Origin of the sequence: Rhizorhabdus histidinilytica, assembly GCF_900167915.1 — a bacterium.
Classification (GTDB): Bacteria; Pseudomonadota; Alphaproteobacteria; order Sphingomonadales; family Sphingomonadaceae; genus Rhizorhabdus; species Rhizorhabdus histidinilytica.
Genome location: NZ_FUYM01000001.1, coordinates 18,519 through 40,802, shown reverse-complemented (window position 1 = coordinate 40,802; position 22,284 = coordinate 18,519). Strand labels below are relative to the sequence as shown.

The 22,284-nt window shown below is 69.0% G+C and carries 23 protein-coding genes; 10 read left to right on the top strand and 13 right to left on the bottom strand.

What is annotated here, in order from left to right; translation table 11 throughout:
* Position 1 precedes the first annotated feature (1 nt).
* From ilvD to B5X82_RS00175, 4 genes are all read left to right on the top strand, one after another.
* Positions 2-1,855 (top strand): dihydroxy-acid dehydratase, encoded by a 1,854-nt coding sequence (gene ilvD / locus B5X82_RS00190; RefSeq protein ID WP_079646039.1) that lies wholly within the window; start codon positions 2-4, stop codon positions 1,853-1,855.
* 115 nt (positions 1,856-1,970) lie between these two features.
* Positions 1,971-2,717, top strand: a complete 747-nt coding sequence (locus B5X82_RS00185) for a hypothetical protein (protein ID WP_079646038.1) — start codon at positions 1,971-1,973, stop codon at positions 2,715-2,717.
* 1 nt (position 2,718) lies between these two features.
* Complete coding sequence (locus B5X82_RS00180; protein WP_079646037.1) at positions 2,719-3,909, top strand: M48 family metallopeptidase; 1,191 nt, start codon at positions 2,719-2,721, stop codon at positions 3,907-3,909.
* Positions 3,910-3,919: 10 nt separating this feature from the next.
* Positions 3,920-4,504, top strand: coding sequence for a hypothetical protein (locus tag B5X82_RS00175; protein WP_079646036.1), 585 nt, complete (start codon positions 3,920-3,922; stop codon positions 4,502-4,504).
* A gap of 38 nt (positions 4,505-4,542) precedes the next feature.
* On the opposite strand, the gene B5X82_RS00170 is transcribed toward B5X82_RS00175, so the two are convergent.
* Genes B5X82_RS00170 through B5X82_RS00160 form a run of 3 tightly spaced genes read right to left on the bottom strand, consistent with a single transcriptional unit; the run spans position 4,543 to position 10,328 of the window.
* Positions 4,543-5,943: an efflux transporter outer membrane subunit gene (locus tag B5X82_RS00170; protein WP_079646035.1), complete on the bottom strand. Its 1,401-nt coding sequence runs from the start codon at positions 5,941-5,943 to the stop codon at positions 4,543-4,545.
* Positions 5,933-7,141 carry an efflux RND transporter periplasmic adaptor subunit gene (locus tag B5X82_RS00165; RefSeq protein WP_079646034.1) on the bottom strand — a complete coding sequence of 403 codons (1,209 nt, stop codon included), beginning with the start codon at positions 7,139-7,141 and terminating at the stop codon, positions 5,933-5,935. The genes B5X82_RS00170 and B5X82_RS00165 overlap by 11 nt, the downstream gene beginning before the upstream one ends.
* The gene (locus tag B5X82_RS00160) at positions 7,134-10,328 is read right to left on the bottom strand and encodes an efflux RND transporter permease subunit (RefSeq protein WP_079646033.1); all 3,195 of its coding nucleotides are present in this window, start codon (positions 10,326-10,328) and stop codon (positions 7,134-7,136) included. Before B5X82_RS00160 ends, B5X82_RS00165 begins: the two co-directional genes overlap by 8 nt.
* Before the next feature lie 219 nt (positions 10,329-10,547).
* Here B5X82_RS00160 and B5X82_RS00155 point away from each other — a divergent pair, with 219 nt between their 5' ends.
* From B5X82_RS00155 to B5X82_RS00145, 3 genes are read left to right on the top strand one after another with little or no spacing between them, the layout of a single operon-like run.
* Positions 10,548-11,462, top strand: coding sequence for a LysR substrate-binding domain-containing protein (locus B5X82_RS00155; RefSeq protein WP_125724772.1), 915 nt, complete (start codon positions 10,548-10,550; stop codon positions 11,460-11,462).
* A 49-nt stretch (positions 11,463-11,511) separates the two neighbouring features.
* Positions 11,512-12,216 carry an EI24 domain-containing protein gene (locus B5X82_RS00150; RefSeq protein ID WP_079646031.1) on the top strand — a complete coding sequence of 235 codons (705 nt, stop codon included), beginning with the start codon at positions 11,512-11,514 and terminating at the stop codon, positions 12,214-12,216.
* 58 nt (positions 12,217-12,274) lie between these two features.
* Positions 12,275-12,511 carry a hypothetical protein gene (locus B5X82_RS00145; protein WP_079646030.1) on the top strand — a complete coding sequence of 79 codons (237 nt, stop codon included), beginning with the start codon at positions 12,275-12,277 and terminating at the stop codon, positions 12,509-12,511.
* Between the two features lie 192 nt (positions 12,512-12,703).
* Here B5X82_RS00145 and B5X82_RS00140 read toward each other — a convergent pair whose 3' ends face one another.
* The 7 genes from B5X82_RS00140 to B5X82_RS00115 all read right to left on the bottom strand — a co-directional run bounded on the left by B5X82_RS00140 (position 12,704) and on the right by B5X82_RS00115 (position 15,960).
* Complete coding sequence (locus B5X82_RS00140; RefSeq protein WP_079646029.1) at positions 12,704-12,901, bottom strand: hypothetical protein; 198 nt, start codon at positions 12,899-12,901, stop codon at positions 12,704-12,706.
* A gap of 27 nt (positions 12,902-12,928) precedes the next feature.
* A complete protein-coding gene (locus tag B5X82_RS26620) occupies positions 12,929-13,066 on the bottom strand; it encodes a hypothetical protein (protein ID WP_176152419.1) in 138 nt (45 codons plus the stop codon).
* 44 nt (positions 13,067-13,110) lie between these two features.
* Positions 13,111-13,371, bottom strand: a complete 261-nt coding sequence (gene infA / locus B5X82_RS00135; protein ID WP_079646028.1) for a translation initiation factor IF-1 — start codon at positions 13,369-13,371, stop codon at positions 13,111-13,113.
* A 4-nt stretch (positions 13,372-13,375) separates the two neighbouring features.
* Positions 13,376-13,582, bottom strand: a complete 207-nt coding sequence (locus B5X82_RS00130; protein WP_079646027.1) for a cold-shock protein — start codon at positions 13,580-13,582, stop codon at positions 13,376-13,378.
* A gap of 206 nt (positions 13,583-13,788) precedes the next feature.
* Entirely contained in the window at positions 13,789-14,331 is a 543-nt protein-coding gene (locus B5X82_RS00125; protein ID WP_079646026.1) for a hypothetical protein, read from the bottom strand.
* A gap of 121 nt (positions 14,332-14,452) precedes the next feature.
* Positions 14,453-15,163 carry an N-formylglutamate amidohydrolase gene (locus tag B5X82_RS00120; protein WP_079646025.1) on the bottom strand — a complete coding sequence of 237 codons (711 nt, stop codon included), beginning with the start codon at positions 15,161-15,163 and terminating at the stop codon, positions 14,453-14,455.
* Positions 15,160-15,960 carry an enoyl-CoA hydratase/isomerase family protein gene (locus B5X82_RS00115; protein ID WP_235862559.1) on the bottom strand — a complete coding sequence of 267 codons (801 nt, stop codon included), beginning with the start codon at positions 15,958-15,960 and terminating at the stop codon, positions 15,160-15,162. Before B5X82_RS00115 ends, B5X82_RS00120 begins: the two co-directional genes overlap by 4 nt.
* 2 nt (positions 15,961-15,962) lie before the next feature.
* Between B5X82_RS00115 and B5X82_RS00110 the strand changes: the two genes are divergently transcribed.
* From B5X82_RS00110 to lldD, 3 genes are all read left to right on the top strand, one after another.
* Positions 15,963-17,846: a DUF885 domain-containing protein gene (locus tag B5X82_RS00110; RefSeq protein ID WP_235862557.1), complete on the top strand. Its 1,884-nt coding sequence runs from the start codon at positions 15,963-15,965 to the stop codon at positions 17,844-17,846.
* A 102-nt stretch (positions 17,847-17,948) separates the two neighbouring features.
* On the top strand, positions 17,949-18,518 hold the full coding sequence (locus B5X82_RS00105) for a nitroreductase family protein (RefSeq protein WP_079646022.1): 570 nt from the start codon (positions 17,949-17,951) through the stop codon (positions 18,516-18,518).
* A 43-nt stretch (positions 18,519-18,561) separates the two neighbouring features.
* The gene (gene lldD, locus B5X82_RS00100; protein ID WP_079646021.1) at positions 18,562-19,716 is read left to right on the top strand and encodes an FMN-dependent L-lactate dehydrogenase LldD; all 1,155 of its coding nucleotides are present in this window, start codon (positions 18,562-18,564) and stop codon (positions 19,714-19,716) included.
* Here lldD and B5X82_RS00095 read toward each other — a convergent pair.
* From B5X82_RS00095 to ypfJ, 3 genes are read right to left on the bottom strand one after another with little or no spacing between them, the layout of a single operon-like run.
* Entirely contained in the window at positions 19,702-20,610 is a 909-nt protein-coding gene (locus B5X82_RS00095) for an NAD(P)H-hydrate dehydratase (protein WP_079646020.1), read from the bottom strand. The two genes, lldD and B5X82_RS00095, sit on opposite strands and share 15 nt — an antisense overlap.
* On the bottom strand, positions 20,607-21,368 hold the full coding sequence (locus B5X82_RS00090) for a histidine phosphatase family protein (protein WP_079646019.1): 762 nt from the start codon (positions 21,366-21,368) through the stop codon (positions 20,607-20,609). The genes B5X82_RS00095 and B5X82_RS00090 overlap by 4 nt, the downstream gene beginning before the upstream one ends.
* Positions 21,368-22,255 carry a KPN_02809 family neutral zinc metallopeptidase gene (gene ypfJ, locus B5X82_RS00085; RefSeq protein ID WP_079646018.1) on the bottom strand — a complete coding sequence of 296 codons (888 nt, stop codon included), beginning with the start codon at positions 22,253-22,255 and terminating at the stop codon, positions 21,368-21,370. Before ypfJ ends, B5X82_RS00090 begins: the two co-directional genes overlap by 1 nt.
* Positions 22,256-22,284 lie beyond the last annotated feature (29 nt).

Genomic DNA, 22,284 nt, shown 5'->3' with positions numbered 1-22,284 from the left:
CATGCCCGCTTATCGTTCCCGCACCAGCACCCATGGCCGCAACATGGCGGGCGCGCGCGGCCTGTGGCGCGCCACCGGCATGACCGACGAGGATTTCGGCAAGCCGATCATCGCGATCGCCAACAGCTTCACCCAGTTCGTGCCGGGCCATGTCCACCTCAAGGACCTCGGCCAGCTCGTCGCGCGGGAGATCGAGGCGGCCGGCGGCGTCGCCAAGGAATTCAACACCATCGCGGTCGACGACGGCATCGCCATGGGTCATGACGGCATGCTCTATTCGCTGCCGAGCCGCGACCTGATCGCCGACAGCGTCGAATATATGGTCAACGCGCATTGCGCCGACGCGCTGCTGTGCATCTCCAACTGCGACAAGATCACGCCGGGCATGCTGATGGCGGCGATGCGCCTCAACATCCCGGTCATCTTCGTGTCGGGAGGGCCGATGGAAGCCGGCAAGGTCGACATTCGCGGCGAGACCATCGCGGTCGACCTGATCGACGCGATGATCGTCGCCGCCGACGAGAACTACACCGACGAGGAGGTGAAGGTGATCGAGCGGTCGGCCTGCCCGACCTGCGGCTCCTGCTCGGGCATGTTCACCGCCAACAGCATGAACTGCCTGACCGAGGCGCTGGGTCTGTCGCTGCCCGGCAACGGATCGGTCCTCGCCACCCATGCCGACCGCGAGAAGCTGTTCCGCGAGGCGGGGCACACGATCGTCGATCTCGCCCGCCGCTGGTATGAGCAGGATGACGCCACCGCCCTGCCGCGCAGCATCGCCAGCTTCGCCGCGTTCGAGAATGCGATGAGCCTCGACATCGCGATGGGCGGATCGACCAACACGGTGCTCCACCTGCTCGCCGCCGCGCATGAGGGCCAGGTACCGTTCACCATGGCCGACATCGACCGGCTGTCGCGTCGCGTCCCCTGCCTGTGCAAGGTCGCGCCCGCCAAGCAGGACGTTCATATGGAGGACGTCCATCGCGCCGGCGGCATCATGGCGATCCTCGGCCAGCTCGACAGGGCCGGTCTGATCGATGCCAGCCTGCCGACCGTCCATGCGCCGACGCTGGGCGCGGCGCTCGACCGCTGGGACGTCAGCCGCACCGAGAGCGAGAGCGTGCGCGAATTCTACAAGGCCGCCCCCGGCGGCGTGCGCACCACGGTGGCGTTCAGCCAGAGCAACCGCTGGAAGGAGCTCGACCTCGACCGCGAGGCCGGCGTGATCCGCAGCGCGGAGCATCCCTTCTCCAAGGATGGCGGCCTCGCCGTCCTGTTCGGCAACCTCGCGCCCGAGGGCTGCATCGTCAAGACGGCCGGCGTCGACGAAAGCGTGCTGACCTTCAATGGCACCGCGCGCGTCTATGAGAGCCAGGACGCGGCGGTGGCCGGCATCCTCGGCAACGAGGTGAAGGCCGGCGACGTGGTGGTGATCCGCTACGAAGGGCCGAAGGGCGGGCCGGGCATGCAGGAGATGCTCTACCCGACCAGCTATCTGAAGTCGAAGGGCCTGGGCAAGGCCTGCGCGCTGATCACCGACGGCCGCTTCTCGGGCGGCACCTCGGGCCTGTCGATCGGCCATGTCTCGCCGGAGGCGGCCGAAGGCGGCCTGATCGCGCTGGTCCAGACCGGCGACCCGATCCTGATCGACATCCCCAACCGCGGCATCCGCCTCGACGTCGACGACGCGACGCTGGCCGCCCGGCAGGAGGAGATGGTCGCGCGCGGCAAGAAGGCCTGGAAGCCGTTCGGACGCAAGCGCAACGTCTCCCCCGCCCTTCGCGCTTATGCCGCTCTCACGACCAACGCCGCCCGCGGCGCGGTGCGCGACGTGAGTCAGGTCAAGGGGGAGTAACCCCTGCTTACTCTCCCGCCCGGCCACAGGACGGGCGGGAGAATGAACCAATACGGTGCGGACTGCTTTCCAACGCCATGCTTTGATCGGATGATAGCCTCCGGAGGGGGGCCTCATGAAGATCACATGGTTTTTGCGCGCGGCCTGTGCCGTGGCGATCGCGGCGACGGGCATATCCGCCGCGGCGCAGGAAAAGACCGGGAACAAGCCGGGCTTCACCCTGGCGCCTGGCACCGCCCGCATCGTCCTGATGCGGCCCACCATCTGGGTCGGCGAGCAATCAACTGCCGGGATGCCGGAGCCCAATGCCGACTGGACGACCCAGGCGCGCGAGAATATCGCGCGGGCCCTGGCCGATGCCCAGACGGGACTGGGCAATGTCGTCATCAGCTATGACGAAGACGCGTCCGGCGAGGGTGCGCTGGTAGCCGAATATTCGCACCTGTTCGGCGCGGTCGCCGAGTCCGTGATCGAATATCAGTTCTTTTCCGGCAACCGGCTACCGACCAAGAAGCGCAAGGACAGCTTCGACTGGGGCGTCGGCAACGGCATCGCCGGGTTGAAGTCGCTGGAAGGCGGGGACTATGCGCTCTTCATCAACGTGCATGACGAATATGGCTCGACCGGTCGCAAGATATTGCAGATCGTCTCCATGTTCGCTCCCGGCGCTGGCGTGTCGTCGGGCGTGCACAAGGGCCATGCCGGCCTGGTCGACCTGAAGACCGGCGAACTCGTCTGGTTGAACGCCGACTGGGAGATGGGCGGCGACGTGCGCACCGCCGAAGGCGCGGCCAAGCGGGTCAGGCAATTGCTCGAAGGCTTTCCCGGCAGGCCGGCCGAGGCGCCGGCGGAGGGCGAATAGCATGCGGCACCTGTCCCGTTTCGCCCTGTGCGGAGCCGGCTCGATCCTGGCGCTGCTCGGTCCATCGCCGGCGAGTGGGGCCGAGCCGGGGCTGGAGTTGCCCACCTACACCCGTGCCTATGAACCCCGAACCGTCGACGAGCGCGGCGTCTGGATGGAGGCGGATGAGGCCGAGCGCGGCTTGCGCGACAGTCCGCTGCGGATCCGCGAAGCCGGGCTGGAGGCCTATCTGCGCGAGGTGCTGTGTCGCGAAGTGGGCACGGAACGCTGCGCGGGCGTGCGCATCTATGCGATGGAGATTCCCGGCTTCAACGCGTCGATGATGGCCAATGGCACGATGCAGGTCTGGTCAGGCCTGCTGCTGCGGTCGCGGAGCGAGGCCGAGCTGGCGGCGGTGCTCGGTCACGAGTTCGCGCATTTCGAGCTGCGGCATAGCCTCACCGGTTTCCAGCAAAGGCGCCGGGCGACCGACGCGATCGCCTGGATCGGCGTCTGGGGCGCGCTGACCAATCGCGACACCAGCTCCACGCAGAGCATCATAGAGAGGGGCATCTACCGCTATGGCAGGGAACAGGAGACCGATGCCGATCTGCTCGGCCTGCAATATGCCGCGTTGTCGGGCTATCCCGCGTCGACGCCCTCCGAGGTGTGGAAGAACCTGATGGCCGAGGAGGATGCGAGCGCGGCCGGCCGCAACCAGAAGCCCAAGCAGAAATACACGGCCGGCTACTTCGACTCGCACCCCACGCATCTCAAGCGGTCGATCTATCTGGCCGAGGCCGCGGCGAAGATGCCGCCGGGCGGCGACGCGCGCGCCAAGGAATATCGTGCCGCCATGGCGCCCTATCTGCCGCGCTTCCTGGCCGCGCAGATCAAGCGCAACGATTTCGGAGGCACCGAACATATCCTGCAGTCGCTCGCGGCGGATTCCGGCTGGGGACCGGATCTGCTCTTCGCCCGCGCCGAACTCTACCGCACGCGCGGCAACCCACGCGACCTGCAGGTGGCCGCCCAATATTATCGCGAGGCCCGCGCCGCCGGATATATGGGGGCCGAACTGGATCGCAACCTGGGGCTGGCGCTGCTCCGCAACGGACAAGCGGACGAAGGGCGCCAGTCGCTGAACGCCTATCTGACCGCGATGCCCGAGGCGTCCGACGCCAAGATGATCCGCGCGCTGGTGGCGAACTGAGGATATGACGATGACGCGCCTTTTGATCGGCCTCTCCATGGGCCTCGCGGCCATGTCGCCCGCTGCCGCCAATTCGCTGGTCTCGGCCGGGCCCCGCCCGAATATCGCCGGGTCGAGCTTCTCGGCCGCGCCGGTCGACGAGTGGAACCGGCTGAGCCGCAAGGACGGCAAGAATGTCGAGATCTGGACCCGCGACGGCGACCAGCTCAACAAGGTCACCTTCTTCGGCGGTATCCCGAGCGGGAAACCGCTGGTGCGCGAGATCGACAAGAAGCGCCAGCCGCTGCCCAAGGTTGCGGCCGACATGCTGATCACCGACATCCCGGTGATGCTGGAGTCGACCTATCGCATCCAATATGCAGTCAGCCAGATGGACATCGACAGCCAGGAGCCGGCGACGCTGGGCGGGCACAAGGCGATCCGCTTCACCTACCGCTTCGCGCGCGAGGACGATGGGGTGCGGCGCAAGGGCGAGGCGATCGGTGCGTTCGTCGGCGGCAAGCTCTACCTCGTCACCTATGAGGCGCCGGCGCTCTATTTCTTCGACAAGGACGTCGAAAAATACCGCAAGCTGGCCGCGACATTGGCGCTCTGAGGGGGCGACGCGCTACCCGTCATGCCGGCGGTGTGGCGTCAGGCCGCCCCGCCCAACGCGCGCACCAGCGCCACGCTCGCGCGCATGCGCTGGGTCTCCGCCGACAGCAGCGCCCGCCGGGCGTCGAGCGCATCGGTCTGCGCCGTCACCACCTCCAGATAGTCGGCCGCGCCGTCGCGATAGCGGGTCAGCGCGAGCTGGCTGGTCCGCTCGGCCGCCGTCGCGGCGCTGCGCTGTTGGGCGATCTGGTCGGCCAGGTGGCGGCTCGCCGCAAGCGCGTCCTCGACCTCGCGGAAAGCGGTCAGCACGGTGCCGCGATAGTCGGCCGCCATTTCATCATATTCGGCGCGCGACAGACGCACCCCCGCCTTGCGCCGGCCCCCGTCGAACAGCGACAGCAGCGCCGAAGCCGGCCCGAGCCCCCAGAAGCCGTTGGGTGCGGCGAACAGCTCGCCATGGGTTGTCTGCCAGCCGCCCGCGAGGCCGAGCGTCAGCGTCGGGAAGAAGGCCGCCCGCGCCACGCCGATCCGCGCATTGGCCGCGAACATCCGCCGCTCGGCCGCCGCAATGTCGGGCCGCCGCTGGAGCAGGGCGGAGGGCGCGCCGGCCGGTATCGCCGGCGATACCAGCGGCCGGTCGCGCACGGGAATCGCGAAGTCCGACGCCACCGCGCCGACCAGCGCGGCAATCTCGTGCTCGGTCGCCGCGCGCTGGTTGGCGATCGCCGAGATCTGCGCGCGGGCATTGTCGAGCACCGTCCGCGCACGATTGACGTCGCTGCCGGAGGCGATGCCGCCGTCATGGCGCTTCGCGGTCAGCTCATAGGCCTTGCCGAAGGCGTCGACGGTCTGGCGCAGGAGCTCCGCCTCGGCATCGAGCCCGCGCAGGCGCGCATAGGCGTCGGCCACCGCGGTCTGCAGGCTGAGCCGGGCCGAGGCGAGATCGTCGCCACTCGCCTCCGCATCGGCGCGCGCCGCCTTGGCGCCGTTGCGGATGCGGCCCCACAGGTCGAGCTCATAATCGAGCGTCGCGCCGACCGTATATTGGCTGTAGGTCTGCGCGGTACCGTTCCCGTTGAAGCGATTGCCCGACACGCGCTGGCGGCCTGCGTCGGCGCCGGCCGCGATCTGCGGGAACAGGTCGGCGGATTCGATCCGCGCCGCTGCGCGCGCCTGGTTGTAGCGGGCGAGCGCCGCCTCCAGGGTCGGGCTCGCCTGTGCGGCGCGCCTGATCAGGTCGTCGAGCACCGGATCGTCGAAGGCCGTCCACCAATCGCCGCGCGGCGCGGCATCCATCGGCGTCGCGGCGGTCCAGCCCTCGACCTCCTTGAAACCCTGCGGCGCGGGCGTCTGCGGCGGACGATAGGCGGGTGCCATCGAGCAACCCGCCATCATCGCCAATGCCAGGGCCAGTACCGCGGCGCGGCCTTCAGCCCGCATGTGCGGCGCCTTTTCCGGCGGCATCGGCCGTGGTCTGCACCCGCACCCGATCGCCGCTGCGGATCGCATCGGGCGGCGTGTCGATCACTCGCTCGCCAGGTACGACACCGCCCGACAGCAGCACCGTGGCGCCTTCGTCGCGGGCGATGGCGACGGGCTTGACGGTGACATGGCCGTCGCGGCCGACCACCGCGACGGTCGGACCGTCCTTCCCATAGAGGATCGTACTGCCGGGCAGGCTGACGCCGTTGCCCTGGCCCGCGCCGACCCGGAAGCTGACCTGTGCGAACGCCCCCGGCTTGAGCGCGCCGTCGCGATTGTCGGCCTGGAGTTCGACGAGCACCGCACCCGACTGCGCGTCGACCGCACCGGCGCTGCGGGTCAGCCTCGCGGCGAAGGCCCGGCCCGGATATTCGGGCAGCGACATCGTTGCCTCCATGCCGGGGCGGATCGAGGCCGAATAGCCCTGCGGGACGCGGACGTAGACACGCATGCGATGGGTATCGGACACGGTGAACAGCGGTTGCGCCGCCGCATTGCCCGCGACGACCAGCGCACCGATCTGCGCCGACCGACTCGTCACAACGCCGTCAAACGGCGCGGTCAGCCGGGTGAAGCCCTGCAGCGCCTGGAGCCGCTTCACATTGGCGAGCGCGGCATTGGACAGCGCGGTGCGCGCGGCGAGGTCGCCCGCCTTCTCGTCCGCTTCCTGCCGCGACACCGCGTCCTGCGCCAGCATCGCGCTCCATCGCTTCGCGGTGATGTCGGCGAGGCGCTGGTTGGCGAGCGCGGTCTGATAGTCGGCGCGGGCGGCTGCAAGCTGCTGGTCGAGCTCGGGTGCGTCGAGCACCGCGAGCGGCTGGCCCGCATGCACCCGATCTCCGATGTCGGCGAGCCAGCGGCGGACATAGCCGTTGGTCCGCGCGTAGATGGCGGCACTGTTGAACGCCTGGACGTTGCCGGGCAGCAGCAGCTTCCCTCCCTCCCCGTCGACGGTGGGCAGCACCACCGACACGGTCGGCACCGCGGCGTCGGCGGCGGTCCGGCGCAGTTCGTTGGTGGCGCTGATGCGCGAGGCGACGCCGATGCCGACGACGATCAGCGCCACCGCGCCGGCGCCGATGCCCACTCGCTTCAGGGTGCGGCCATCGGGGCCCCGATCGATCTGGGTTTCCGGGGTGCTGGAGGGCTCAGACATGGCTGGACTGCATTTCCAAGGAGACGGCCTTCGCGCCCCGCTTGCGGTGCGCCAGGGCAAAGACGGTGGGGACGAAGAACAGGGTGGCGATGGTAGCGCAGATCAGGCCGCCGATCACGGCGCGGCCGAGCGGTGCGTTCTGCTCGCCGCCTTCGCCCAGCCCGAACGCCATCGGCGCCATGCCGATGATCATCGCCAGCGCGGTCATCAGCACCGGGCGGAAGCGGACCATGCCGGCCTCGATCGCGGCCATGGTCGCATCGCCGAGCTCGGCGAGCCTCTCCCGCGCGAAGCTGACCACCAGGATCGAATTGGCGGTCGCCACGCCCATGCACATGATCGCGCCGGTCAGCGCGGGCACCGATAGCGTCGTGCCGGTGGTGAACAGCATCCAGACGATACCGGCGAGCGCCGCGGGCAGCGCGGTGATGATCACGAACGGATCGACCCAGCTCTGGAAGTTGACGACGATCAGCAGGTAGATCAGCACGACCGCGCCGAGCAGCCCGAAGGCGAGCCCCGAAAAGGCGGTGTTCATCGTCGCATATTGGCCGCGGATGGTGACGGTGACGCCCTTGGGCTGCTCCGCCTCCAGCGCCTTGATCGCGCGCCGCACGTCGCCCGCGACCGCGCCCAGGTCGCGGCCCTGCGTGGTCGCGAAGATGTCGAGCACCGGCTCGATATTATAGTGCGAGACGACCGGCACGGTGCTGGACCGCTCGATCGCGGCGAGACCGCCGAGCGGCTGCACCGGCACGTTGGCGGCACCCGACACCGGCAGGTTGGACAGGTCGCCCATCGATCCGACCAGATATTCGGGCGCCTGCGCCACCACCGGATATTGCACGCCGTTCTCGGGATTGACGAAGAAGACCGGCGCGGTCTGCGAGGTGCCGGCGAGCTGGCTGGCCAGACTGGTGGTGACGTCGCGCTCGGTCAGCCCATATTGGCCGGCGCGCGAGCGATCGACGTCGACGTTGAGCTGCGGCGCGCGCGCCGGCTGCTGGATGCGCGCGTCGGCCAGGCCGGGAATGGTGGCGATCCTGGCGAGCAGCTTCTGCGCATAGGCGCGGTTGTCGGCCGCCTTCTTGCCGGCGATCTGGATGTCGATAGGGGCCGGCGCGCCGAAATTGAGGATCTGGCTGGTGATGTCGGCCGGCAGGAAGGAGAAGGTCACGCCAGGAAAACGGCGGGGGAGCTCGCGCCGCAGCTCGGCGACGATCCGCTCGGTCGGGCGGTGGTCCTCGGCGAGCGCGATCAACATGTCGCCGTCCTGCGGGCCGATCGTGCCGCTGTTGTTGTAGACCGTGTTGATCGAGCTGACCGGCAGGCCGATATTGTCGGTGATCGACGCCAGCTCGCTCGTCGGAATGATCGTGCGGACCTCGCGGGCGATGCGGTCGAAGGTCGCGGCGGTCTGTTCGATGCGGGTGCCGGCGGGGACGCGGACGTGCATCGCGATCTGACCGGAATCGACCGATGGGAAGAAGTTGCTGCCAAGGAACGGCACCAGGCCGAACGACAGCAGCACCACGACCATGAAGCCGAGCAGGAAGCGCTTGCGCGCCTGGAGCGCGCGGCGGAGCAGGCCGACATAGCCGGCCCGGACCTTCTCGAAGCGATGCTCGAAGCCGCGCTGGAAACGGACCAGCGGGTTGTGCGAGCCGGGCGTGCCGGCAAGATGCTCGTCCTCGTCGCCCGGCCGGTGCGCCTTGAGCAGGTACATCGCCATCGTCGGTACCAGCGTGCGCGACAATATGAAGGACGCGATCATCGCGAAGACGACCGACAGCGCCATCGGCACGAACAGGAAGCCGGCGACACCGGGCAGGAAGAACATCGGCACGAACACGATGCAGATGCACAGCAGCGAGACGAAGGCCGGCGTGACGATCTGCGCCGCGCCGGCCAGGATCGCCTCGATCACGGTCTTGCCCTGCTCGAGGTGCCAGTTGATGTTCTCGATCGTCACCGTCGCGTCGTCGACGAGGATGCCGACCGCGAGCGCGAGCCCGCCCAGCGTCATCACGTTGAGCGTCTGGCCGAAGGCCCCGAGCGCCGCGATCGCACCGAGGATGGCGAGCGGGATCGACAGCGCGATGATGATCGTCGACCGCCACGAACCAAGGAACAGCAGGATCATCAGCGAGGTCAGCGCCGCGGCGATCGCGCCTTCGTGGATGACCCCCTGCACCGCCGCCTTGACGAACAGCGACTGGTCGCCGATCGGCAGGATACGAAGACTCTCGGGCAGCGTCGCGGCGATGCGCGGCAACGTCTCCTTGACCCCCTCGACGATAGCCAGGGTCGACGTCGCGCCATTCTTGAGGACGGTCAGCAAGGCCGAACGTCCCCCCTCGACATGGACGATGTTCTGCTGCGGCGCGCTGCCGTCACGAACATAGGCGACGTCGCGCATGTAGATGGTCGCGCCGTTGACCACCTTGACCGGCAGGTTGTTGAGCGCCTCGATCGACGCGGGCGCGTTGTTCAGGCGGACGCTGTATTGCATCTCGCCGATCTTGACGAAGCCGGCGGGGTTGATCTGGTTCTGCGCGGCGATGGCGGCGCCGACGTCCTGCGCCGACAGCCCCTTCGACTGGAGCGCGAGCGGGTTGAGATCGATCTGGACCTGCCGCTGCTTGCCGCCCGACGGGAAAGGCATGGCAAGCCCGGGCACGGTGACGAGCTGCGGCCGGATCTGGTTCTGGCCGATGTCGAACAGCTGCTGCTCCGACAGCCCCTTGCCCGACAGGGCGAGCTGGAGGATCGGCACGGTCGACGCATTGTAGTTGAGGATGAGCGGCGGAGTGGTGCCCGGCGGCATCTGCCGCAGCACGGTCTGCGAGATCGAGGTGACCTGCGCGGTGGCGGTGCGGATATCGGCGCCCGGCTGGAAGTAGATCTTGACGATGCCGACGCCGAGCAGCGACTGGCTCTCGACATGATCGATGTCGTTGACCGTCGTGGTCAGCACCCGCTCATAGGGGCCGATGATCCGGTCCGCCATGTCCTCAGGCGGCAGGCCGGCATATTGCCAGGCCACGGCGATCACCGGGATGCGGATGTTCGGGAAGATGTCGACCGGCATGCGCAGCGCCGCGAGCGTGCCTCCGATCGCGATCAGGATCGCCATGACGATGAAGGTCAGGGGACGATGCAGGGCGACCTTGACGATACCGATCATTCACGACTCCCGGATGCATCGTCGGCGGAACTGGTGCCGCGACGCAATGCCTTTCACCTCTCCTGACAATTTCGGACGCTGAAACCGCTGGTCGTGGGCCCCGCGGAATCCGCGGCGACCGGCGCGGGGCGCCGTCCTGTTCATCACGCCCATGCCGCGTTGGACATTTCGCGTCTAATACATAATATGCCTCGATCGATATCCTCACGGAATGGATCGATGGACCTGCGGCATTTGCGTTACTTCCTCCGTGTCGCCGACGAGATGCATTTCGGCCGCGCGGCCCAGCGGCTCGGCATCTCGCAGCCGCCGCTCAGCAAGCAGATCAGGGCATTGGAGGACGAGCTGGGCGTGCGGCTGTTCGATCGCACCAGCCGGCGCGTCCGCCTGACCGAGGCGGGGCGGCTGTTCGAGCCGGAGGCGCGCCGGGCGCTGGAGCAGGCCGATCGCGCGGCGCGGATCGCACGGCTCGCCCATCGTGCCGAGATCGGCCGGCTCGGCCTGGGCTTCACCACCTCGGGCCCGTTCATACCCTTCGTCGCGCGGGCGCTGCACCGCTTCCGGCAAAGCTATCCCGATGTCGAGCTGGTCCTGCGCGAACAGGGACGCGACGAGCAGATCGAGGGCGTGCTCAGCCGCCAGCTCGATATCGGCATCGTCCGCGACTACCGGACGCCGATCCTGCCCGAAGGCATGGTGGCGCAATGCCTTCAGCAGGAGGAGATGATCCTGGCGGTGCGCGACGATCATTGGCTTGCCCGCCGTCCGCAGCCGCCCCGGATCGCCGACCTCCGCGACGAACCGCTGGTCCTCTACGGGCCGCCCAACGGCACCGGCTTCACCGAGCATTTCTTCGCGCTGTGCGAGGAGGCGGGCTTCGTGCCCAAGATCGCGCATGAGGCGCGCAGCCTGGCGACGCTGCTCGGCCTCGTTTCGGCCGGCTTCGGGCCGACCATCATCGCCCAGTCGATGGCGCGACTGCACGTCGACAATGTCGTCAACCGTTCCTTCGCCGCGCCCAGCCCCAGCTCGCTGTGGCTCGTCCACAACGAGGAGCTGTCGCCGACCGGCGCGGCGTTCCGCCGGACGATCCTCGAGGAGCGCGACGGCGAGGCCGGAGCCGACGCCGCGTGATGCGGCTCCGCCTTCCGGAACTCCGCCCGCCGTCAACCGTAGTGCCGCGGTGATCGGCATTCTTCCCCTCGCCCTGGGCGACCTGTTCGATTCCCGGATCCTCCGCATCCTGCTCCGGTCGCTGCTGGTCACGTTGCTGATCTTCGCCGCGCTCGGCGTCGTGCTCGGCTGGGCACTGGCGGGGAGCGATCCCTGCGCCGCGTTCGGTGACATGGAATGCACCCTCAGCCCGGCCGAGGGCGGAGTCGGCGCTGTCATACTGACCCTGCTCGCGTTGTGGTTCCTGTTCCCGGCGGTCGCGCTGGGCGTGGTCTGCGCCTTTGTCGAGCGGATCGCCGCCATCGTCGAGCAACGCCATTATCCGCGGGCCGCGACCGCGGCGCGATCGATCGGGGCGGGCGGCGCCGTCCTGCTCGGCTTGCGATCGGCCGCGCGCGTACTGATCTACAATCTGGTCGCCCTGCCCTTCTACGTCATCCTGCTGTTCACGGGCGTCGGACCGCTGGTCCTGTTCGTGATCGTCAACGGCATCGCCTTCGGTCGCGACCTGGGCGAGATGGTCGCCGCGCGCCATGGCGACCGGGCGGAGCGGCAGGTCTGGCTGGCAAGGACGCGGATCGAACGGATGCTGATCGGATCGACCGTGACCGCCCTGTTCCTGGTCCCCTTCGTCAACCTGGTCGCGCCGATATTGGGCGCGACGATGACGACCCACCTCTACCTGCGCTCCCGCGCCCGTGCGACGGAGGGCTGAACAAAGCGGCGCACCGGTGCGTTGTCCCTACCTATCGTGGTTGCGCAAGGAGGTTCCGATGAACCCGGATGACGACGACCGTTCGATGCGGCGCCGGGAACTGCTCGACAGCCTAAAGATCACCCGGACGATCTTCGCCCGAGCCGGAGACGTCGCCCGGGCGACGAAGCTCGAGCTCGGAATCCAGATGCTGCTCGATCAGCGCGTCAGCGATCGCATGCTCGACCTGCTGGCCCAGAGCGCGGCGATCGCGGCGCGCGACGCTGCCGAGCTTGTCCCTGCCGAGCGGCACTAGCCAGCCCTATTCTAGAGCATCGTGCGGTTTATCGGGACCCTCACCCCTGAGGAGCCATTGAGCGAAGGCGAAATGGCATCTCGGAGGATATGTGGATCCTTCGAGATGGGCCTTCGCCAAAGCTCAGTCCCTCCTGAGGATGAGCGGACGTGGGTGCGTCAAATCAAGCGCACGATGCTCTGACCGGCCGCGTCAGAGGCCGGAGCGCTCGGCTTTCTCGATCGCTGCCTCGGCACGCTTGGATTCGCTCCTCACCAGCTTTTCGGCCATTGCGCGCCAGGCGCTCTCGGCGCGAAGCCAGCGATCCCGCACATTCGCCAGGTCGGTGGCGTCTGCCAGGAGGGCGCTTTCCGCCGCGCGGGCGAGATAGAAATCGCTGGTAGCCGACATGGCGCGGTCCTTATGGTTGAAGCGCGATCAGCCGAGGATATCGGCGACGATGCGCTGGAGTTCCTGGCGGGACAAGGTCCCGTTCGTCGCGCCTCGGGCTTTCTTGGGGAAAGCGGCGTTGGGGTAGAGGTTCTTGCTGCTACCGATAGTCTTCTTGAAAAACATTGATGTCCTTGTCGCGTCCGATCGGACGCGGATCATGATAAAAGTCAGCGTCGCGGCCTGCGACCGCCCGCACCCGCAGGTCCGGGCGTCCGCTCGCGATAGATGATCCGGCCCTTGCCGAGATCATAGGGGCTCATCTCCACCTGGACGGCGTCGCCCACGACCGATCGGATGCGGAAGCGCCGCATCCGGCCGGCCGTGTAGGCGATGATCATATGATCATTCTCCAGCGAAACGCGAAAGCGTCCATCGGGAAGTATCTCCTGGATCACACCGTTGAGAACGAGCAGTTCCTCCTTGGCCAAGGATTCAAACGGCCTGGAGGTTAACGGCCGACGGCTTGCCGCGGCGGTCGGTCTCGATTTCGTAGCTGATCCGCTGGTCCTTGTTCAGCGTGACCATGCCGGCGCGTTCTACGGCGCTGACATGCACGAAGCTGTCGTTGCCGCCGTCCTCGGGGGCGATGAAGCCGTAGCCCTTGTCGGCGTTGAAGAATTTGACGGTGCCGATAGGCATGATGATGTCCTTTCAAAACATCAGGGAATCCGTCCGCAAAAGCACGAACGGAGCTTGAAGCGAGAGAAAGGAAGGATCAGCCGGGAGCCGGATCGTTCGAGATGGAAACCTACTTCCACCGCGGATCAGGCCTGACGGAGTCAGGCATCAAATTCCGTCGCAGGCGACGTTAGCAATAGCGCAAATGGGCGCTCGGCGGGCCAAAGTCAAGGCGCGGTCCCGTCCACGGCCCCGATCAACGCGTCCCCCACGAAGCGATAGAGGCCGGCGATCGCGACGATCGTCGGGGGTTCGAGGTACATCGCCATGGACGCTTCCGCGGTCGGCCTCTCCTGATCCGCCCTCCCGCCGGCGAGCCGCATGTCATGGGCCAGACCGGAGCGGTGGACCCCATCGCCGCAATGACGCAGATAGGCGCAGACACGTCCGATCGCGCCCAACCGCTGGCCGACGGCGCCGTGGAGCGCGGCCGCGGACCCGAGCCGCCGAAGCTTTTCCGGGGTGTTGCGCATACGCGCGAAGAAGCGCGCGTCCCGACGCGGTCCAGTCCTCAGCGAGGCCGCCTCGTCGATCAGCACGGACAGGAAGCGGTCGAGCTCATGCAGGCGATTGCCGGTCATCCGCGCGTGCGCCGGGTGGGAGGTCCGCGCCGCCTCTTCCTGCCCGGCGCGCATCGCGACGAAGGCGCAGCCGGCGGAAAGCGTCGCATGCGCGCGCAGCAGTGCCGTCCGGTCGATATCGGGGTCCACGGCAGCACTCCTTCGTAAGCGGGAGCACGCCGGTCTCTCAGTCGCCGGCGCTTACGGGAGCGATGCCGGCGATGGTCCTGCCTACCAAGGAACCGGCCGACCGTCCATGCGGCGCAACGGCTCAGCCGCCATGGGCCGTCTTGCGCAGGCCGTCCGCCACCGCGGCGATCACGGGCGCCAGCCGGTCGGCCCAGTCGGCGACGCCCGCCTCGTCGCCGATCAGGTCCTGGCGCACCTCCAGCCCCAGATAGGGCACGGCGTTCGCCTCCGCGTGCATGTTCATCGTCGCGTTGAGCACCTTGCCCGAATAGGGCTCATTGTCCCCGGTGACGATGCCGGCAGCGCGGAGCGCGGCGATGCCGGGCCGGGCGGCGCGGTCGTCCCGGTTGTAGAGGACGCCAACCTGCCAGGGCCGCGCCTCCTCCGGCCGGGCCGACAGACGCGGCGTGAAGCTGTGCAGCGACACGATCAGGCAGGGTCGTTCCACCGCGATGCGATCGGCGATCGTCCGGTGATAGGGCCGCCAGAAGCGCTCGACCCGCGCCCTGCGCCCTTCCGCGTCGAGCAGCCTGTTGCCGGGAATGGCGAAGCCGTCGCTTTCGGACGGGATCAGGCCGGGGGCGTCCTCCTCACGGTTGAGGTCGACGACGAGGCGCGAGACCGGGCCGAAGATGCCATCCATGCCGAGCCGGGCGCAGAGCAGCCGGCCGAGAGGCTCGACGCCGATGTCGATCGCCATATGCTGGTTCAGCAGCACCGGATCGATGTCGAGATCGATGTCGGCCGGCACATGGTTCGACGCATGATCGGCGATCAGCAGCACGTCGCTCATGCCCCGAACGCCGGCTTGCGCCGCTCCCGGAAGGCGGCCAGCCCCTCGCCGAAGTCGGCGCCGCCGAACGCGTCCTCGAACAACCGGTCGGCGGCCTCGTCGCCGGCCAGGATGCGCTTCAGCCCGGCGACGCTCGATCGCGCATTGGCGGCGATCGCCTCGGCCAGCGCCAGCGCCGCCTCATCGGCCGAGCGGGCCCGCTCCTCGACCAGGCCGATCGCCAGCGCCTCGTCGGCGTCGATCGTCATGCCGGTGGCGAGCAGCCGCATCGCCTGCCCCGGTCCGACCAGCGCCTTCAGCCTGGCGACATCGCCCGCCGGATAGACGATGCCGACCTTGGCCGGGGTGATAGCGAACCGCGCCCCGTCGCCCGCGATCCGCATGTCGCAGGCCATCGCCAGCGCGACGCCGGCCCCATAGCAGCCGCCGTCGACCGCGGCGATCGTCGCGATCTGCAGGCCTGCGATCGCATCGAAGGCGCGCGCCATGTCGATGCGGAAGCGATGCCGCAGCGCCGGATCGGCCACCAGCCCGGCGAGATCGCCGAGGTCCGCGCCTGCCGAGAAGATGCCGGGCGCGCCCGACCGGAGGATCAGCGCGCGGGCGCCCGAGGCGGCGGCGTCCACGACCGCGCCGGCGAGCGCCAGCCACTGGTCGATCGCGATCGCGTTGCGCGCGGCGGGCCTGTCGAGGCTGATCCGCGCGACGTGCCCGCCCGGAGCTTCAATCGAATCGAGGATGAACATCGGCCGACTGTTGCCGTCCCGCCCCGAAAATGTCACCACATGCCGCAGCATCTATGGAATCATCTCACGTCCCCGCCGTCTCGCGCCGCCGCTTCGGGCAGTTGCTCGGTGCGACCGCCATCGTCCCGGTGCTTCCCGCCGCGCTGGCGGCGCAGCCCGCCCCGCCGCCGAAGCGGCCCGGTCCCTGCCCGATCACCACGCCGGTCGACGCGATCACGCTCAAGCTGCTGCGCCACACGCCCGAGATCGCCACCTATGGCGGGGTCGCGGGATCGGCGGCGGGTGGCCCCTATGCGCGGTCGATGGACGATTATTCGCCCGCAGGGGAGGAAGCCTGGCGCACCGCGCTGGGCGAAGCGGGCATCGCCATCGAACAGATCGAGTGCGAGAACGACCGGCTCGGCCAGCTCCGGCTGAAGATCGCGGCCGCGGTGATCGAGAACGGCACGCGCAGCGCCGCGATCGGCTATGGCCGACCCAACCCCTTCTGGTTCTCGGGGCACGAGCCCTATGTCATCAACCAGATCTCCGGCCCCGTGGTGAACACGCCGAACGTGATGATCGCGCAGCAGCCGCTGTCGTCGCCGATCGAGGTCGACGCCTGGATCGAGAAGCTCGACGGCTTCGCGACGGGCTTCGCGGGAGTGGTCGAGAAATCGGAGGCGGACGAGGCGATCGGCTGCATTCCGCCGCGCGCGCTGCTCGAAAAGACGCTTCCGGTGGTCGAGAGCTTCCTCGCCGGACCGGCCGACCGGCATCCGATGATCGTCGCGCTGCGTGACCGGATGGCTGCTGCCGGGCTCGATGCGCGCACCCGCGAAGCCGCCGAGCAGCGGGCTATCGCGGCGCTGGAAAAGCGCGCCCGACCCGGCTTCGAGCGGGTGCGCAACCGGGTGCGCGACCTGCTGCCTAAGGGCCGCGAGGAAGCCGGCGTCTGGATCCAGCCCGATGGCGAGGCGCTCTATGCCGCCAATGTCCGCTCGGTCGGCGACAGCGACGAGACACCCGAGCAGATCCACCGGATCGGTCTCGAACAGGTCAAGCTGGTCACGTCGCGGATCGAGGCGCGGCTCCGCCAGCTCGGCTTCTCCAGGGGCTCGCTGCGCGACCGGCTCAACGCGCTCGCCGACGATCCGAAGCAGCGTTTCCCCGACACGCCCGCCGGGCGCGAGGAGGTGCTCGACTATCTGCGCAAGCTGGTCGCTGGCATGGAGGCGCGCCAGCACCAGTTCCTGCCGCGCGCGATGATCCCCGCCCAGCGGCTGGAAATCCGCGCGGTGCCAGAGGCGACCCAGGATTCGGCGCCGGGCGGCTATTATGACGGCCCGTCGCTCGATGGCTCGCGCCCCGGCATCTACTGGATCAACCTGCGCGACATGGCCGGCGTCCATCGCTACGGCCTGCCGACGCTGAGCTATCATGAGGGCGTGCCCGGCCACCACACCCAGGGCGCGACCCTGCTCGCCTTGCCGCAGGCGCCGCTGATGCTGCGCATCGCCAGCTTCAACGCCTATCAGGAGGGGTGGGGCCTCTATGCCGAGCGGCTGGCGGCGGAGATGGGCCTCTACGCGCACGATCCGGCAGGCGACGTCGGGCGGCTCGCCGACGACCTGTTCCGCTGCGTCCGCCTGGTCGTCGACACCGGCATGCATCAGCTCAAATGGAGCCGCGAGCAGGCGATCGCCTATATGCAAGCGAACAGCGGTTCACCGATGAGCGAGATCGTCGCCGAGATCGAGCGCTACATGGCCTGGCCCGGTCAGGCGCTCGGCTACAAGCTCGGGCAGCTCCGCCTGCTGGCGATGCGCGACAGGCTGAAGGCGCGGATGGGCAAGCGCTTCGACCTGCGTCAGTTCCACGCGCTCGTCCTCGGCAACGGCGCGATGCCGCTCGACCTGCTGGAAACGGTGGTGCTGCCGCCGCTCGGAAAGCGGTAAATCGGCGCGAATTCGCGAACGCAACTTTTCCGATCCGGCCATTGGCGGGGGAGGCCTTCGCCGTCTAATCATGCAGCGCCCCCTGACAGAAGGATGACGCGAATGACCGACCGTAGCAGCGATACCAAAGTCGACCGCCTGTTCCTCGACCGTTGGTCGCCCCGCGCCTTCGACGGATCGCGGCTGTCGGCGGAGGAGCGCGACACGCTGTTCGACGCCGCGCGCTGGGCGCCGTCGGCGTTCAACGCCCAGCCCTGGCGCCTGCTCTATGCGGAAAAGGGCGACGCCGACTGGGACCGCTTCGTCGGCCTGCTCCTCCCCGCCAACCAGGCCTGGGCGGGGAACAGCTCGCTGCTCATCTTCTTCGTGTCGGACACCAGCTTCAAGGACAGCCCGTCGCACACCCACAGCTTCGACACCGGCGCCGCCTGGATGTCGCTCGCGCTACAGGCGGAGAAGCTGGGCCTGCGCGCGCACGGCATGGCCGGCGTCGACTTCGACGCGGCGCGACGCGAACTGGGCGTGCCCGACGGCTTCCGGATCGAGGCCGCGGCCGCGGTCGGCCGCCAGGCCGATCCCTCGGTGCTGCCCGAGAAATATCGCGAGCGCGAGAAGCCGAGCGACCGCAAGCCGCTCGACCAGGTCGCCTTCGCCGGCAATTTCGCGGGCTGAGCCGAGCGGCCGGGACGACCATCAAAGGGGAGGCAAGACGGGCATGATCGCAGCATCGGCGATCGACTATCGCGAAGCAGCGCGGCGGCGGCTGCCGCATTTCCTGTTCGAATATATCGACGGCGGCGCCTATGCCGAGGTGACGCTCCGCCGCAACATCGCCGATCTGGAGGCGATCGCGCTGCGCCAGCGGGTGCTGCGCGACGTGTCCGGGATCGACCTGTCGACCGAACTGTTCGGCCAGAAGCTCGCGATGCCGGTGGCGCTGGCGCCGATCGGCCTCGCCGGGCTCACCGCGCGGCGGGGCGAGGTGCAGGCGGTGCGAGCGGCGGAGGCGGCGGGCATCCCCTTCACCCTCTCGACCGTTTCGGCCTGTCCGCTGGCCGAGGTGGCGCGCGGGGCAAGCAGGCCCTTCTGGTTCCAGCTCTACATGATCCGTGACCGGGCCTTCATGCGCGACCTGCTCGCGCAGGCGGTCGAGGCGAACTGCTCGGCGCTGGTCTTCACCATCGACATGCCGGTGCCGGGTACGCGCTATCGCGACCGCCGCAGCGGCCTGTCGGGCGCGCCCGGCCTCGGCGGGCAGCTCCGCCGGGTCGGCCAGGCGATGATGCGGCCCGGCTGGGCGTGGGACGTCGGCCTGATGGGCCGTCCGCACCATCTGGGCAATGTCGCGCCGGTGCTGGGCGGGCGAAAAGGCATGGAGGATTTCTTCGCCTGGGTCGGCGGCAATTTCGATCCCGCGATCCACTGGCGCGACCTCGATTTCATCCGCAGCGAATGGAAGGGCCCTCTGATCCTGAAGGGCATTCTCGACCCCGAGGACGCGCGCGAGGCGGTGGCCAGCGGCGCGGACGGCATCGTCGTGTCCAACCATGGCGGCCGACAGCTCGACGGCGTGCTGTCGACGGCCCGCGCCCTGCCGCCGATCGCCGACGCGGTGGGCGGATCGCTGCCGATCCTCGTCGACGGCGGCGTGCGATCGGGACTCGACGTGGTCCGGCTGCTCGCGCTCGGCGCCGACACGGTGCTGCTCGGGCGCGCCTGGGTCTATGCGCTGGCCGGCGGCGGGCAGCGCGGCGTCGCCCATCTGCTCGAGCTGATCGAAGCCGAGATGCGGGTGGCGATGGCGCTCACCGGCGCCACCTCGATCGCCGCGATCGGACGGGACAGCCTCGCCGAACTACCCGGCGGCTGACGCGGAACTGGCGACCCCGGCCATCAGCCGGGGTATCTCCATGGCCAGGTCGCGGGCGAGGAAGCCGATCGGCCCGATCCTCCGCGCCGCCGCCCGCCCCGCCTCGCCGTGCAGCCAGACGGCCCAGCCGGCCGCCGTCAGTGGATCGGCGCCGCGCGCGGCGAGGCCCGCCATCACCCCGGCGAGCACGTCGCCCGACCCGCCGGTCGCTAGCCCCACGCAGTCGCTCGAATAAAGCAGGGTCTCGCCGCCGGGCGCCGCGACCACGGTCTCGGCGGCCTTGAGCACGGTGACCGCCTCGAACTCGGCCGCCACAGCGCGGGCGGAGTCGCGCGGGTCATGATCGATCGCGTCCTCGCCGATCCCGGTCAGGCGCGCCATCTCGCCATGGTGCGGCGTCAGGATCACCTTGCCCTGCTGCGCGGCGATCAGCGGGGCGCAGGCCCGCGCGCAGGAGATGGCGGCGGCGTCGAGGATCGCCACCTGCCCCTCGCGCAGCAGCGGCAGCAGCCCCTCGATCAGCGCGCGAGCGCTGGGCTGGCTCACCATGCCCGGCCCGATCAGCAGGCAATCGCAATAGGCCACGGCATCGGCCAGCTTCTCGGCCGCCCCCCGCCCGATCTCGCCGTCCCTGGCGGTGGGCAGGCCGATCATCGCCGCCTCGGGGACGAGCACGCCGAGATGCATCGCCGCCGCGTCGACCGTCGCGATCTGCAGCTTGCCCGCGCCGGCGCGCAGCACAGCCTCGCCGGTCAGGCTCAGCGCGCCGGGGACGAACATGCTGCCGCCGACCAGCAGAACGCGGCCGCGCTGGTTCTTGTCGGTTCCGGGATGATGATCGGGCAGCGGATGCGCGCTCCGCCAGGCGACGTCGATCGCGACGTGCGCGCTCACCCGCGGGCCGCCACGATCGGATCGGGCGCGTGCGTCACCGCGGCATGCTCGGCCACCATCGGTGCGGTGGCGTTATAGCGTTCAAGCACGAGGTTGCCGTTCCGCCCGGCATCGGGATCGAAGCGATATTCGGTCACCGAACAATTGGCGACGTCGCCCTCCCGGTCGATCGCGAGGATCGCCGCCTCGTCGAGATTCTCGATGATGTAGCGCAGGCACAGCACGACGACCTGGTGCGCGAAGATCATCACCCGCCGCCCGGAATAATGCAGCGACACCGTGTCGAGCAGCGATCGCAGCCGCAGGATCACGTCGCACCAGCTCTCCCCGCCCGGCGGCCGGTGGTAGAATTTGCCGAGCGTGCGGCGGAAGCCGGCCTGGTCCGGGAAGTGGCTGGCGATGCCGCGGGTTGTAAGCCCGTCGAGAACGCCGAACTCCTTCTCGCGCAATCGCTCGTCCATGCAGATGCGCTCGTCGGGGGCCGCCCCGCCCGCGTCGCGGAAATGCCGCGCGGTCTGCAGGGCGCGGCGATAGGGGGAGGAGAGCAGCACGTCGGGCCGGTCGCCCTCCGCGCCCGAGGCGAACCAGTGGCCGAGTGCGTCGGCCTGCTCCTCGCCGAGCCGGCTGAGCGGCACATCGACGTCGCGCCCGCTGATCGCGATGCGGTCGAGCTCCGCCTCGTGCGCCGCGTCGCGCGCGACATTGCCGGCACTCTGACCGTGGCGGATGATCCACAGGCGGTCCGGCCAATGCTGCATCAGGGGCCTCGCGACCCGAAGGTGTCGCAGCGCGCCGGATCGCCGCTGTCGAGCCCGATGCGCAGCCATTTCTGGCGATCGGCGGCGCTGCCATGGGTGAAGCCCTCGGGCACGACATAGCCCTGGCTCGCCTTCTGGAGCGTGTCGTCGCCGACCGCGGCCGCCGCGCGCAGCCCCGCCTCGGCGTCGCCGGGTTCGAGCAGGTTGCGATCCTGCGCCGCCCAGACGCCGGCATAGCAATCGGCCTGCAGCTCGACCTTGACCTGCAACGCATTGGCCTCGCGCTCGCTCAGCCGGTTCTGCGCGGCATGGACCTTGTCGAGCGTGCCTTCGAGGTCCTGGACATGGTGGCCGACCTCATGCGCGATGACATAGGCCTGGGCGAAGTCGCCCGGCGCGCCGAAGCGGCCGCTCAGCTCGTCGAAGAAACTGGTGTCGAGGAAGATGCGCTTGTCGGCCGGACAGTAGAAGGGGCCCGCCGATGCGTTGGCGAAGCCGCAGCCCGCCTGGGTGCCGCCCGAATAGAAGACCAAAGTGGTCGGCTGGTAGGTGCCGCCTTGCTCCTGGAACAGCCGGCCCCAGACCCGCTCGGTCGAACCGAGCACCTTGAGCGACCGGCTCATTACCGGCGTCTTCTCGCCCGACGATCCCGGCGCTTCGCCCGGTTGCGACTGCTGCTGCACGACCGGCCCCTGCCCGCCACCGTCGCCGAGCAACGTCAGCGGATTGACGCCGAGCACCAGCGAGATGATGCCGATCAGGATCAGCGACCCGCAACCGAGCCCGCCCCGGCCGAGCGGGATACCGACCGGCAAGCCGAAGCCGCCGCCGCCGCGTCCCGACCGGATCTCGTAATTGGTGCTTTCGCTTTCGTCGTCGAGCCGCATGTCTGCCTCTCTCCCTGGGAAGGAAAGAA

What these genes read in the sequence shown, in the direction of transcription:
- B5X82_RS00185 (WP_079646038.1), top strand. Translation starts at nt 1,971, where the DNA reads ATGAAGATCACATGGTTTTTGCGCGCGGCCTGTGCCGTGGCGATCGCG.
- B5X82_RS26620 (WP_176152419.1), bottom strand. Translation starts at nt 13,066, where the DNA reads ATGTTTTTCAAGAAGACTATCGGTAGCAGCAAGAACCTCTACCCCAAC.
- B5X82_RS00155 (WP_125724772.1), top strand. Translation starts at nt 10,548, where the DNA reads ATGGACCTGCGGCATTTGCGTTACTTCCTCCGTGTCGCCGACGAGATG.
- B5X82_RS00130 (WP_079646027.1), bottom strand. Translation starts at nt 13,582, where the DNA reads ATGCCTATCGGCACCGTCAAATTCTTCAACGCCGACAAGGGCTACGGC.
- B5X82_RS00115 (WP_235862559.1), bottom strand. Translation starts at nt 15,960, where the DNA reads ATGCTGCGGCATGTGGTGACATTTTCGGGGCGGGACGGCAACAGTCGG.
- B5X82_RS00160 (WP_079646033.1), bottom strand. Translation starts at nt 10,328, where the DNA reads ATGATCGGTATCGTCAAGGTCGCCCTGCATCGTCCCCTGACCTTCATC.
- B5X82_RS00165 (WP_079646034.1), bottom strand. Translation starts at nt 7,141, where the DNA reads ATGTCTGAGCCCTCCAGCACCCCGGAAACCCAGATCGATCGGGGCCCC.
- B5X82_RS00110 (WP_235862557.1), top strand. Translation starts at nt 15,963, where the DNA reads ATGGAATCATCTCACGTCCCCGCCGTCTCGCGCCGCCGCTTCGGGCAG.
- B5X82_RS00145 (WP_079646030.1), top strand. Translation starts at nt 12,275, where the DNA reads ATGAACCCGGATGACGACGACCGTTCGATGCGGCGCCGGGAACTGCTC.
- B5X82_RS00120 (WP_079646025.1), bottom strand. Translation starts at nt 15,163, where the DNA reads ATGAGCGACGTGCTGCTGATCGCCGATCATGCGTCGAACCATGTGCCG.
- B5X82_RS00170 (WP_079646035.1), bottom strand. Translation starts at nt 5,943, where the DNA reads ATGCGGGCTGAAGGCCGCGCCGCGGTACTGGCCCTGGCATTGGCGATG.
- ilvD (WP_079646039.1), top strand. Translation starts at nt 2, where the DNA reads ATGCCCGCTTATCGTTCCCGCACCAGCACCCATGGCCGCAACATGGCG.
- ypfJ (WP_079646018.1), bottom strand. Translation starts at nt 22,255, where the DNA reads ATGCGGCTCGACGACGAAAGCGAAAGCACCAATTACGAGATCCGGTCG.
- B5X82_RS00090 (WP_079646019.1), bottom strand. Translation starts at nt 21,368, where the DNA reads ATGCAGCATTGGCCGGACCGCCTGTGGATCATCCGCCACGGTCAGAGT.
- B5X82_RS00105 (WP_079646022.1), top strand. Translation starts at nt 17,949, where the DNA reads ATGACCGACCGTAGCAGCGATACCAAAGTCGACCGCCTGTTCCTCGAC.
- B5X82_RS00180 (WP_079646037.1), top strand. Translation starts at nt 2,719, where the DNA reads ATGCGGCACCTGTCCCGTTTCGCCCTGTGCGGAGCCGGCTCGATCCTG.
- lldD (WP_079646021.1), top strand. Translation starts at nt 18,562, where the DNA reads ATGATCGCAGCATCGGCGATCGACTATCGCGAAGCAGCGCGGCGGCGG.
- B5X82_RS00175 (WP_079646036.1), top strand. Translation starts at nt 3,920, where the DNA reads ATGACGCGCCTTTTGATCGGCCTCTCCATGGGCCTCGCGGCCATGTCG.
- B5X82_RS00140 (WP_079646029.1), bottom strand. Translation starts at nt 12,901, where the DNA reads ATGTCGGCTACCAGCGATTTCTATCTCGCCCGCGCGGCGGAAAGCGCC.